This window comes from Thermoproteota archaeon (assembly GCA_030130125.1).
In the GTDB taxonomy this organism is placed as follows: domain Archaea; phylum Korarchaeota; class Korarchaeia; order Korarchaeales; family Korarchaeaceae; genus Korarchaeum.
In genome coordinates this window covers 21,821-33,062 of record JARZZM010000036.1, presented here as the reverse complement: position 1 = coordinate 33,062, position 11,242 = coordinate 21,821, and the positions used below count along the sequence as shown (strand labels likewise).

The window sequence follows — 11,242 nt, the reverse complement described above, 5'->3', positions numbered from 1 at the left end:
GGGGGATGAGGGCCGGCCGGCTTACCTTACCCTTTTGAGCTCCCCCGGAGGCGATGATGAAGTGGTCCTCCCCTGACCCCCTCGTTGGATAGAACGATCGTGCGGGGACTTTATAGTATAGCGTCAATCGGACCCTTGTGTATGAGAGCAGAGATCCCCATCATACTGCTGACATTGCTACTCGTGTCGGTCATAGCTCTTTGGTATTGGAGTCCCAGCATTGACGAGATTCTCTGGTTGTTCATCTTGGTCGTCTGGATTTCTGTAGTGGTGTTCTGGATATCCAAAAAGGTGGCCGAGTGGCAGAACCTCTATGTAGCTAGGAAGGTTATACACATACTATCCGGCGGGCTAGTGGCTGTTCTGACACCCTACCTCTTCAAGTCTCCGGCGATACCGCTTATAGGCGGTGTCGGGATGATTGTGCTAACTCTGCTTCCCAGGCTAAGGGGAGAGAAGTTTGACTGGTTCCAAGTGGAGGGCAATCTAGGAGAGGTCTACTTCTGCATCACATGGACATTAGTTATAGTGGGGCTATGGTACGTAGACCTGAGCGCGGGCATTGCTGCAGCGCTGTTCATGTCGGTGGGCGATGGGGTGACTGGCATAGTCAGAAACATCGTCTACAAGAGGTGGAGTAAGGGGACTGCGGGTAGTGTGGCCATGCTTCTCGTCTCTCTGCCGATAGGATTCTTTTACAAGGGATACATTGGTGCTATAGCCGCTATTGTGGCCACTATGGTAGAGAGGTGGCCGAGGGTAGACGACAATCTTACGGTGCCGATAGTATCGGCCGTGGTGATGGTACTGGGGGATGTCCATTGGTAGTGAATTCCAAGAGGAATGAGTTGCTCAGGAAAGCGATCCACATCCTGTTCTCCTCTATCCTCCTCGTCCCGATGATGGTTGGGGATCTGATAGATCCTAAACTTGTATATGCTGCGGCCCTCGCTGTCGGCGGGTGGATCTACTCGGTTCAGGTGAAGGGCCTCCCACAGTGGCTCAAGGCGGGAATGCAGATTCCTCAGCCTAAGGGAATGGAGATAGTCCTCGAATCATTCAACAGGTTGGTGAGCCTCGTTGAGAGGGACTACGAGAGGAGAGCTGGTTGGCTTGGTGCCTTATCTGGATTAATTGGCGTCTCTTCTTCCTACTTCCTTTTCGGATCACTTGCCTCCTACGGCATATTCGCCCTCATATTAACTGATGGACTTTCCTCTATGGTGGGGATATCAATGGGCAGAATCAAGATCCCGATGGCTGATGGGACCTTGGAGGGTACAGCTGCAGGTCTCATCTCTTATCTAGCCTTGCTAGTGGGCTTGACTGGGGATCCCTTCCTTGCAGGATTGGTAGCTATCTCCTCCTCGGTGGTGGAGTTATACGGAGGCGAGGACAACATAGCAGTCCCTATTGTGAGTTCTTTAGTGGCCTTCCTGTCGGGTGCCCCTCCTCTCGTAGGCTAGCAACCTGGCCTCGATCCCGCCATAGAGAATCCTCCTGTTGAACACCAGCTTGAGGTTTCGCATGGCTGTCATTAGTTTAGGAAGGGCCGGGCCAGCGCATATGGCTGAGAACCTATGCTCGAGCTTCTCCTCGAGGGCGGAGGCCATTCTATGGAAGGTCTCGCCTATTCTCCTGTTCCTCCCAGTCCTTAACTCATAGGGTGGATCTGTAGCTACGGAGCTTATTCTACTCAGGGAGATCAGCTCGCTCGCATCCCTCACATCGAACTCTATTTTGTCGTAGACATCAGCCGACTTGGCGTTCTCCATGGCCCCCCTTATGCTTTTTGGGCTTATGTCGGAGCATAAGACGTTCAGATCCTTATCTACAATGTAAGAATCTTCCCGATTGAATATCTCCTCCTGAGAGATGCCTTGGAAGGGGGAGAGATGATCCACAGGGTAACTTCTCCTCCATCTCCCGGGAGGTATCCTCAAAGCAGCCAACACTCCCTCGATGGGAATCGTCCCACCACCGCACATAGGATCTACGAGAACCGAGCTTGGATCAGAGGGCAGAGAATCGAGCCAGCCACTGAGCTTGACCAGTGAGTAGGCTATCACGGGATTTAGGGATGTCCTGTGTTCGAACACCCTGTATCCTCGTTTGTGAAGACTTTCCCCAGTTGTATCCAATCCTAGAAGGAAGATATTTCCGCTCACGTAGGCTCTGATCACTACATCAGGCCTCTTTAGGTTTGCCCTTATTCTAGTGCCCAGAGAGGAGAAGTGCTCCACTACGGCTTCTCCCACGATAGCTGCCACATCCACGCTGGTGAAATTGTGGTAACCCACTCTCTCGGCTCTCACTGCAAACGTATAGGAAGGACTGAAGAAGGAGGACCACTCAACCGAGGAGGCAGCCTTCTTCAGTGATTCCAGATCTATGGGATCGAGTATTTCCTTACTTACCAGTATCAGGAACCTGATCGCGGTTCTGGAGGTATAGTTCAGCCTCAAGATCTCCTCAGGAGTAGCCGTAAACTCCACTTTACCAGGTACCACTCCCCTGACACCTCTACCCAGTAGCTCCCTTACCTCCTCACCTAGGAAGGGATCCAAGCCCGGTATCGTGACCCCTAGCGTTAGCAGCATACCCTTATGTTTTTCGAGTCGAGGCTATAAGCCGAAGGTGTTTCCATGATACCTATAGCGAGGCCTTGTATAGGGGAGGAAGAGATAAGCCGAGTTGCCGAAGTGCTCAGGTCAGGAATGCTAGCTCAGGGCAAGCTGGTTGAGGAGTTCGAGAACGAATTCGCATCCTACGTCGGTAGCAAATACGCTGTGGCGGTATCGAACGGAACCGCCGCCCTGCATGTAGCTCTAATCTCACTTGGAATAGGTCCGGGAGATGAGGTGGCTGTTCCCAGCTACACCTTCTATGCGACAGCCTCTTCTGTGATACTCAGTGGGGCAAAACCCGTATTCGTTGATGTGGATCCTAGGACGGGAACAATGGACCCTGAAGATCTGAGAAGGAAGCTCACCCCGAAAGTCAGGGCAGTCATTCCTGTCCATATCCACGGTCATCCTGCTGATCTAGATTCGATCAGAGAAGTTGTAGGGGATAGAGAGGTGTTCCTGTTGGAGGATGCCGCCCAAGCACACGGGGCCCTCTACAAGGGGAGGAAGGTGGGGAGCATAGGGGAGGCCGGTGCCTTCAGTTTCTATCCCACCAAGAACATGACAACGGGGGAGGGGGGAATCATAACCACAGATGACGAGTACGTGTATCAGAGGGCCAAGGCCATAAGGGACCAAGGCCAAGTCTCGAAATACGAGCATCACTACGTGGGTTTCAATTACAGGATGACCGAGATGAATGCAGCAATAGGCCTAGTTCAGCTGCGAAAACTGGATGAATTCAATTATAGGAGGAGAGAGATTGCCTCCAGATATACAGAGGAACTCTCTGGGATAGTAGAGACGCCGGTAAGCGCGGAGTGGGCCGAACCAGTTTGGCACCTCTATCCTATAAGGGTAGGATCGAAGAGGGATGAAGTCGTGAGGATGCTCAGGGAAAGAGGTGTGCTAGCTAGACCTGCGTATCCAATGCCTCTCCAGAGGCAACCAGTCATGTCTAGGCTCTCTGAGAGGGAATATAACTACCTGCACGTCCTCTTCGGGGGAGTGGATTACTCCAACGTGGAGACTCCCAATGCAGAGAGGCTGACGAAGGAGGTGCTTTATCTACCTATATTCCACTGCATGAAGGACGAAGAGGTTGACAGGGTGATTAAAGAGGTGAAGGCGGTATTGAGCTCTATCTGAAGGACTCCAAGAACGACCTGTAGGTGGGGCTGGGCCTCCCCGGCCTCGATTTGAACTCCGGGTGGAACTGGACTCCCACGTAATAGGGGTGTCCCTCCACCTCGAATGCGTTTATTATCCTGCCACTTGTATCTACGGCCGTTATCTTGTACCCCCGCTCCTCCATCCTCTCGGCGAACTCCCTGATTATGTGATACCTGTGTCTGAACCTCTCAATCACCCTCTCCCTGCCGTAGGCTCTCCTGAGTATGCCTTTCAAGAGGACCACCTCGTGACCACCAAGCCTCATCGTACCCCCTACCTCCTCGACCTGCCTCTGTTCGGGGAGGAGATCTATAACAGGCCAGGGGGTATTGGGGTCTATCTCCGTGGAGTGCGCTCCTTCCCATCCCATTATCTCCCTAGCAAAGGCCACGGTCGCGAGTTGAGCTCCGAAGCATATGCCAAGAAACGGTTTACCCTCTTTCAATGCCCATCCCGCAGCCTTGATCATCCCCTCAGTTCCTCTAGAGCCGAAACCCGGAGTGGAGAGGATTCCATCTGCTTCCTCCAGCAGTTCCCACCCGATCCCCCTCTCCAGCTCCTCCGAGTCGACAGCCAGTATCTCCGGCTTTATCCCCAACTCAGCCCCCGCATGTTTGATAGCCTCCACTATGGATATGTAGACGTCGGACATCCTCCAGTACTTGCCTACCATAGCTATTTTCTTGGGTTCACCTCGCTTGAATCTCTTTACTATCCCTCTCCATTCCTCCATGTCGGGCTTTCCCTTAATGCCAAGTTTCTCCTCCAGCTTCATGCCCAGACCCCTTTCCTCTAGATAGAGGGGGAGTTCGTAAACTACGTCTAGATCTGGGTCCTCAAACACGGCATCCCTCGGAACGCTCGCGTACAATGCAAGTTTCGCCTTGACCGCGTCTGGGAGGGAGGACTGTGTCCTCGCTATGACGAAGTCCGGTGGGAGGCCAGCAGCCAGCACTTCCCTGAAGAAGAGCTGGGCTGGCTTCGTCTTGAACTCTCCGACGGTCTCAACAAAGGGGACGTAGGTTACATGGATGTGCACCGAATTCTCAGTTCCCACTTCGAGTCTGAGCTGTCTGAGTGCTTCAACGAATGCCATGGCCTCGTAATCTCCTACAGTCCCTCCTAGCTCCACTATCAGTATGTCGGGCTCTTCCCTCCTAGCTACCTCATGTATCCTCTCCTTTATGGCTTGGGTCACGTGAGGTATCAGCCTTATCGTCTGGCCCAAGTACCTCCCCTTTCTCTCTCCTAAGATAACGCTGAGCATTATCTGACCGCTCGTTATGTTGTTGGAGGGATGCATATTCACGTCGAGGAACCTCTCGTAGTGACCGAAGTCCTCATCGATCTCGGCTATCTTGAATTCGACGCCATGACCCGGTTTGAAGTGCCATACTTCCTCCGTTATGAAGACCTCCCCGTGTTCTATAGGATTAAGGGTCCCAGGATCTGGGTTTAGATAGGGATCTATTTTTATCATGGAGATGGAGAACCCCCTAGATTGGAGGAGTTTTCCGATGGAAGCAGCTATTACACCTTTCCCCAATCCGCTTATGACTCCGCCGGTTACGATGATCAGCTTGAAGTCCACGTATTGGGGTCGAGTCGATCTAACATAAAAACTTAGGATCCCACCTGCCAAGTGCGTGTGCGCAGGTGGGAAGGATAATGTGAGTCGGTAGGTTACCTAGCTAGATCTCTTATCTCCTCAAGTTTCTGGAGGGCCCTCTCATACTGCTCCTCAGTTATGGAACCTATATTCTTCCAAGTCTCCAAATTCCTTCTAAGCTGCTCCAATAGAGAGTTCACTCCCTCAGGAGGCAAGGTAGACAGCCACTCTTTTATCTTATCCATGTGACACTCGGAACCATGTATGTAACCCCTCAACTCGGTCATGATAGCGTTGTAAACATGCTCGAAATCGGGCGATAGTTTCAGGTGAGCCATTCCCTTTCACCCCATAATTATAGCGTTCTTCTAGCAGTTAAATATTACTGCGAAATGTCCCTCTTGGAAAGATGTACCTCGAATTTTGTTGTTAAAACATATTATGAAAAATATTTCAATAGTTCAATCATGGAAGGCTTGTTGGTTCAACGGGTGGGTTGAAGACGCTATCCGGAACGTCGTATGATATCGTCTTGGCTATTATTTCGGTTCTAATAGCGTTCTTCCCATCAGAGGATTTCCATAGGTAGAGGTAATAGGCCAGTATCCCATCTTGAGTCACACATATCTCCACCCACCGAGTTCCCGCCTTGTCCACGCCGTTCACGGTTTCCTTCGCGCTCTTGCTAACGTAGTAGCAGTAGCATGTCTTCCCCGCATAGGTCCTAGTACCGTTGTATAATGGTTTGTCGAACTCCTCCTGACCTTCCTCAACTGGATCGTTTGCTTTTCCACCCCTCATCTTCTTCTCAATGGACTCCTTGTTTTTCGATTGGAAGCACTGCCAGTCGCTTTGAGCTTGTTTGAAACAGTATATGGTCAAATCTCCTTTGTTTATGAGTACCGTCTGTCCCTGAACGAACTTGAGATCCATTCTCCTATTATCTCCCTTGACGTAGAGGGCGCCATTGCCCTTCTTCTTCATATCTTGGTAGTAATCGTAAGTGATTGAGAACTCGGTCTTCTTGAGAAATACGCTCTTGAAGTCAAATGGTGCCTTCTGGGTCGTTGTTTTCTGTGTCGTCGTCTTCTTTGTCTGAGTAGTACCGGTTTTCCCCGATGCTGCTTGAGAAGATCCCGCGCCGCTCTGTTTAGATCCGCTGGGGGTTCCCTTTTCCAGCAGGGAGGGAGCTACACCCCTTGAAACTGCCGTGTAAGCAGATCCGAGTACGATCAGAGTTATCAGCACGACTCCCACAATCACCAAACTGTCCCTGTTCATCGTTACGTGTGGTGGCTCCAATGTAAAAAGGGTTTGTGGACTAACGTCGATCTGGAAGGAGGCGGTGAAGAAAATGTTAAGAGGAGGGAATAGGCTTCGTTATGTATTTAACGTCTAGGAGGATGACTTTCGCCACGAATAGGACCCATCCAAAGGCTATCACAGATATGCCGAAGTAGAAACCAGCCAAGGTGTACATCTCATTGAAATGGGCTTGGATTCCGAGGACAGTTGTGATCAACTGAATTATCAGGAGTATCAGGAATATGTACTTGCCCCATTCTAGGACGAGTGGTGTGTGTCTGACTCTCTTAACTGGAGTCCTCTTAACCGGGGGAACGGGCTTGGATGTGTACTTGGCCGCTGGTATTCCGGTGATTAACGCGACAACGAACGCGACGGCCAGCGCGTTTACCAAGGGGATCTGCTCTCCGGGTGTAAGCATCCCGTATACCGTGAAGACCACGAATTCCCCGACCATTATGGCTCCGTAGATAGTGGCTATCCTCCTGTTCCTTGGGTGCCTGCTGTAGGTCGGATCAATCCAAGGCATCAGTACGAATATCAGTAGGAGCACGCCCGGGACCACCATGCCAGCGAAAACCGGATCTACTCCCGTCTTTATCCCAGCGTAAACAGCCATTAGGTACCACTCAGGCTGACCTACCGGCAATTCCTTCGTTGGAAGGAACTTCTGACCTAGCTCTGCCGGGAACACTGCTGATACAACTATCAAGGCGCCTATCACCACGAAGGCAGCCGCTGCCTCGGTCAGTATGTGATTCGGGAAGAAAGGTACTGCTGGCTCAGGATCTGATCCTTCGTAAGGGGGTGACACGTGATGCTGATGAATTGAGAAGAAGTGGACGAGCATCAGGAGGAATATCAGGCCGGCCAGCATGATGTGGAACGCCAAGTACCTGCCGACTATCTCGTCGAACGTTCCCGTCCCATATATGATCTGGGCGATCATCTTACCCCCAGGCATGCCCGTAACTAGGGTATTCCCTATCCTTATGGCCTCCCCGGCCACGTGGTCCATTCTCAGGGAGTAGCCAGTTACACCTGCAACGATCGCTAGCAAACCGGTTATCATTCCGATTATGTACGTCACCTCGTGAGGCTTCTTGTAGCTTCCCATGAAGTAAACCCTCAGGAAGTGGAGTATCGCTATGAGGACCATCAAGTTGGCCCCGTAGAAATGCAACCCTCTTATGATCGAACCGTATGCCACCTCCTCGGTTATCCTCACGACGCTGTCATAGGCCATGTTAGTCTCTCCGAACACTGGTACGTAGAACATGAGGAGTAACAGTCCAGTAATCGCCTGAATGATGAACATGAGTGTTGTTAGACCGCCGAGGCTGTAGACTGGATGTAAGGTATGTCTCCAGACCATGGTGGAGGTGAATTCCTCCATCCCGAGCCTGTCAATAAACCAGCTAACCAACCACGATAGGCAGCTCCTCTCCTCCTTACCACATTTGGTCATCATTTCCACCCTACCGCGTAAATATCACCATTTTCATCTATCTTCAGCTCTATCTCGGGGAGCGGCTTCTTGGGAGGACCGGCTAGAACGTTACCGGTCACAGGATCGAAGTATCCGGCGTGACACGGGCAGTAGATATCATCACCGGGCTCAAGATGGACTATGCACCCCAAGTGAGTACATATGGCGCTGAAGGCCTTGAATTCCGTTCCAGCTTTCTGGGCTAGATCCGGTCTCAGCCTTATTAGAATAGATGGGTGTTGCCCCCTACTCCCATCTGGATTGAGGGGCATCATAAACTGTATCTGGGAATCCGGTTGAAGATCATTCTTATTCGCTATTTTCATTGGAAGCTTGCTCTTCCCCCCGCTGCTAACTTTACCAACGACTACCCTCTCCGAGGTGAGATACTGAATTAGTGGGGCTCCAGCGGCGGCTGCTGCCAATGCAATGGAGGCTAACAGTCCCCCCTTTATGAAGTCCCTCCTACTCACATCTACCATCAATCCTCACCCTCCGGTATACCTAAGCTCTTAGAATAGCAGGTGTAGATCACCAAGCCTATCACAAACATAGCTATTAAGCCTGCTAGGACCCACAGTTGAGTTATTTGATTGAACGTGGTCTGTAAGAGACTTTGAGCACCAGAAACCATTCCGGAGATCAGCACCCCCATAGATACACACCCTTTCTCAAGAGAGACCTCGTTCTCTGAGTTCCCTAAAAATAAATAAAATTTCTGTTATTTATCTGGTGATGTTCACTTATATATAACCATTGTCTTGTTATATATTTAATCAAATATTCCCCGTTGTCTAAGGCTTATATATGAGAAAAGCCTAGGGAACATTTATCTTATTGACCCGCCTCCTCTAGGAGGTCCCTTAAGGAAGGGAGGTAATTATTTTGGCTGAGATAGTAACTACGGATGTAGTTGTTATCGGATCAGGCTTAGCGGGTCTCAGAGCTTCTATTGAAGCCGCTAGGAGGAGTGAAGGTAAACTGGACATAGCTGTATTGACGAAAGTTCATGCGATGAGATCTCATTCTGTTGCATATGCAGGGGGAACCGGTGCGGCCCTCTATCATGATGAGGGTGATAGCTACGATTTGCACGCTTACGACACTATAAAGGGCGCAGCCTGGCTAGCCGATCAGGATGCGGTGGAGCTCTTCGTCAGGCTGGCTCCCCAAGAGATCTACCAGCTAGATCATTGGGGGATGCCTTGGGCTAGGAGGCCCGACGGTAGGATAGCTCAAAGGAGGTTCGGAGGTCACAGCTTTCCGAGGGCCTGCTTCGCTGCGGATAAGACTGGGCTCTATGCGATGCAAACCCTATACGACACGGCCCTTAAGTACGACAACATAAAGTTCTACCACGAATTTTACGTTACCTCTCTTATCACTGAGAACGGCGAATTCAGAGGAGTCACCGCTATAGAGCTTAAGACCGGTGATTTCTACGTCTTCAAGGCCAAAGCTGGGGTGCTTGCCACGGGAGGCGCTGGTAGGCTCTACCCGTTCACTACCTACTCGCATTCATCTACCGCCGATGGGATGGCCATGGCTTACAGAGCTGGGTTATCGCTGAAGGACATGGAGTTCTTCCAGTTCCATCCTACCGGTCTAGTGCCGTCTGGCATCCTGATATCGGAGGCTGCTAGAGGAGAGGGGGGCTATCTGATAAACAACAAGGGAGAGAGGTTCATGAAGAACTACGCTCCTGAGAGAATGGAGCTGGCACCTAGGGACGTGGTATCCAAGGCGGAAATGACCGAAATCTTGGAGGGTAGAGGGTTTAAGGGTCCAGGAGGGCTTGACTACGTGCTCTTAGATCTAAGACACTTGGGGGAGGATAAGATCGATGAGAGACTGCCACACATAAGGGAGCTGGCTATAAGGTTCGCAGGCGTCGACCCGGTTGAGGAGCCGATGCCCGTCAGACCCGTTGCACACTACAGCATGGGAGGCGTGCACACAAACATTTACGGGGCCACTCCAGCTAAAGGGCTGTGGGCGGCCGGGGAGGTCGCATGCGTGAGCCTCCATGGAGCAAACAGATTAGGAACTAACTCTTCCTCCGATTGCTTGGTGTACGGTATGCTGACTGGCAGGCAGGCGGCCGATTACGCCATGAAAGTAAGTCAGAGGGACGTCCCGATGGACAAGGTAAGTGAGGAGGAGAAGAGGATATTTGATCGCATACTCAGGGGGTCCACCGGTGAAAACCCCTATCACATAAGGAGGGAGATGCAGGACACGATGGGCAAGTACGTTTACGTGTTCAGGGACGAGAAAGGCCTGAAAGAGGCAATAAGTAAGCTCAAAGAGCTCAGGCAGAGGTTTGGAGAGGGGCATGTAGCCGATAAGGACAGAGAGTATAACATAAACCTGATACACGTACTGGAGCTGGATGCAATGCTGGAAATAGCCTACGTCGTAGCGAGGGCTGCGCTGAACAGGACCGAAACCAGAGGGGCTCACACCAGACTAGATTATCCCAAGAGAGACGATGAGAATTGGCTCAAGCATACGATGATAGCCAGGGGAGCCGATGGGGAACCTCAGTTCAGCTATATTCCGGTTGTGATAACCAAGTGGCCTCCCACCGAGAGGAAGTATTGAGGTGAGGGTTATGGAGGCTGAGAGCGAGTTTAAGGAGTATTATGCGAAAAACATGAGGGGTATTTCCGGCTGGTTCAAGGCTAGGGTTTATACGATTGAGAGATGGCTTTACGCTGCTCACAGGATAACTGGGATCCTAATAGTTCTGTTCGTGTTGGTCCACTTCTACAGTACGGGATGGCATCCTGGGCTATGGTGGGATGCCCTTCTCGGCATCATCGTAACCTTCCACACGGCCAATGGGATAAGGCTGATATTGGCGGAGCTGGGATTTGCTGTAGGAAAGCCTCTCCTAATTAAGAAACCCTCTCAGAGACCGGTATCGATAGAAGGAGTCCAGAGATACGTGGTGGTGTTTGCCTTGGTTCTGTTCGTCGTCCTCGCAGCTATCTGGGCCTATTACGCGCTCGTAGTTCAGCCGATGATGGGGTGATT

General features: G+C 51.2%; 12 protein-coding genes. 5 read left to right on the top strand and 7 right to left on the bottom strand.

Features of this window, described 5'->3' with window-relative positions; genetic code table 11:
• Window positions 1-141 precede the first annotated feature (141 nt).
• Together QI197_06310 and QI197_06305 are read left to right on the top strand one after the other, a co-directional pair.
• The gene (locus tag QI197_06310; GenBank protein MDK2372975.1) at window positions 142-828 is read left to right on the top strand and encodes a hypothetical protein; all 687 of its coding nucleotides are present in this window, start codon (window positions 142-144) and stop codon (window positions 826-828) included.
• Window positions 822-1,466, top strand: a complete 645-nt coding sequence (locus QI197_06305; GenBank protein ID MDK2372974.1) for a hypothetical protein — start codon at window positions 822-824, stop codon at window positions 1,464-1,466. Before QI197_06310 ends, QI197_06305 begins: the two co-directional genes overlap by 7 nt.
• Here QI197_06305 and QI197_06300 read toward each other — a convergent pair.
• A complete protein-coding gene (locus QI197_06300; protein ID MDK2372973.1) occupies window positions 1,425-2,600 on the bottom strand; it encodes a THUMP domain-containing protein in 1,176 nt (391 codons plus the stop codon). The genes QI197_06305 and QI197_06300 overlap by 42 nt on opposite strands.
• A gap of 45 nt (window positions 2,601-2,645) precedes the next feature.
• On the opposite strand from QI197_06300, the gene QI197_06295 reads away from it, so the two are divergent.
• Window positions 2,646-3,776, top strand: a complete 1,131-nt coding sequence (locus QI197_06295) for a DegT/DnrJ/EryC1/StrS family aminotransferase (protein MDK2372972.1) — start codon at window positions 2,646-2,648, stop codon at window positions 3,774-3,776.
• Here QI197_06295 and QI197_06290 read toward each other — a convergent pair.
• The 6 genes from QI197_06290 to QI197_06265 form a co-directional block, all read right to left on the bottom strand.
• Entirely contained in the window at window positions 3,769-5,391 is a 1,623-nt protein-coding gene (locus QI197_06290; protein ID MDK2372971.1) for a CTP synthase, read from the bottom strand. The genes QI197_06295 and QI197_06290 overlap by 8 nt on opposite strands.
• Before the next feature lie 92 nt (window positions 5,392-5,483).
• The gene (locus QI197_06285) at window positions 5,484-5,747 is read right to left on the bottom strand and encodes a hypothetical protein (GenBank protein ID MDK2372970.1); all 264 of its coding nucleotides are present in this window, start codon (window positions 5,745-5,747) and stop codon (window positions 5,484-5,486) included.
• 127 nt (window positions 5,748-5,874) lie between these two features.
• Window positions 5,875-6,666 carry a hypothetical protein gene (locus QI197_06280; protein MDK2372969.1) on the bottom strand — a complete coding sequence of 264 codons (792 nt, stop codon included), beginning with the start codon at window positions 6,664-6,666 and terminating at the stop codon, window positions 5,875-5,877.
• Window positions 6,667-6,766: 100 nt separating this feature from the next.
• The gene (locus QI197_06275; protein ID MDK2372968.1) at window positions 6,767-8,182 is read right to left on the bottom strand and encodes a cytochrome bc complex cytochrome b subunit; all 1,416 of its coding nucleotides are present in this window, start codon (window positions 8,180-8,182) and stop codon (window positions 6,767-6,769) included.
• Window positions 8,182-8,685 carry a Rieske (2Fe-2S) protein gene (locus tag QI197_06270; protein ID MDK2372967.1) on the bottom strand — a complete coding sequence of 168 codons (504 nt, stop codon included), beginning with the start codon at window positions 8,683-8,685 and terminating at the stop codon, window positions 8,182-8,184. The genes QI197_06275 and QI197_06270 overlap by 1 nt, the downstream gene beginning before the upstream one ends.
• Complete coding sequence (locus QI197_06265; GenBank protein ID MDK2372966.1) at window positions 8,685-8,858, bottom strand: hypothetical protein; 174 nt, start codon at window positions 8,856-8,858, stop codon at window positions 8,685-8,687. Before QI197_06265 ends, QI197_06270 begins: the two co-directional genes overlap by 1 nt.
• Before the next feature lie 230 nt (window positions 8,859-9,088).
• Here QI197_06265 and QI197_06260 point away from each other — a divergent pair, with 230 nt between their 5' ends.
• Both QI197_06260 and QI197_06255 read left to right on the top strand, forming a co-directional pair.
• Window positions 9,089-10,807 (top strand): succinate dehydrogenase/fumarate reductase flavoprotein subunit, encoded by a 1,719-nt coding sequence (locus QI197_06260; GenBank protein MDK2372965.1) that lies wholly within the window; start codon window positions 9,089-9,091, stop codon window positions 10,805-10,807.
• 10 nt (window positions 10,808-10,817) lie between these two features.
• On the top strand, window positions 10,818-11,240 hold the full coding sequence (locus QI197_06255; protein ID MDK2372964.1) for a hypothetical protein: 423 nt from the start codon (window positions 10,818-10,820) through the stop codon (window positions 11,238-11,240).
• Window positions 11,241-11,242 lie beyond the last annotated feature (2 nt).

Bases quoted from the DNA above. Each gene is read 5' to 3' on its own strand.
- QI197_06255 (MDK2372964.1), top strand. From the start codon at position 10,818: ATGGAGGCTGAGAGCGAGTTTAAGGAGTATTATGCGAAAAACATGAGG.
- QI197_06310 (MDK2372975.1), top strand. From the start codon at position 142: ATGAGAGCAGAGATCCCCATCATACTGCTGACATTGCTACTCGTGTCG.
- QI197_06270 (MDK2372967.1), bottom strand. From the start codon at position 8,685: ATGGTAGATGTGAGTAGGAGGGACTTCATAAAGGGGGGACTGTTAGCC.
- QI197_06285 (MDK2372970.1), bottom strand. From the start codon at position 5,747: ATGGCTCACCTGAAACTATCGCCCGATTTCGAGCATGTTTACAACGCT.
- QI197_06275 (MDK2372968.1), bottom strand. From the start codon at position 8,182: ATGACCAAATGTGGTAAGGAGGAGAGGAGCTGCCTATCGTGGTTGGTT.
- QI197_06300 (MDK2372973.1), bottom strand. From the start codon at position 2,600: ATGCTGCTAACGCTAGGGGTCACGATACCGGGCTTGGATCCCTTCCTA.
- QI197_06265 (MDK2372966.1), bottom strand. From the start codon at position 8,858: ATGGGGGTGCTGATCTCCGGAATGGTTTCTGGTGCTCAAAGTCTCTTA.
- QI197_06295 (MDK2372972.1), top strand. From the start codon at position 2,646: ATGATACCTATAGCGAGGCCTTGTATAGGGGAGGAAGAGATAAGCCGA.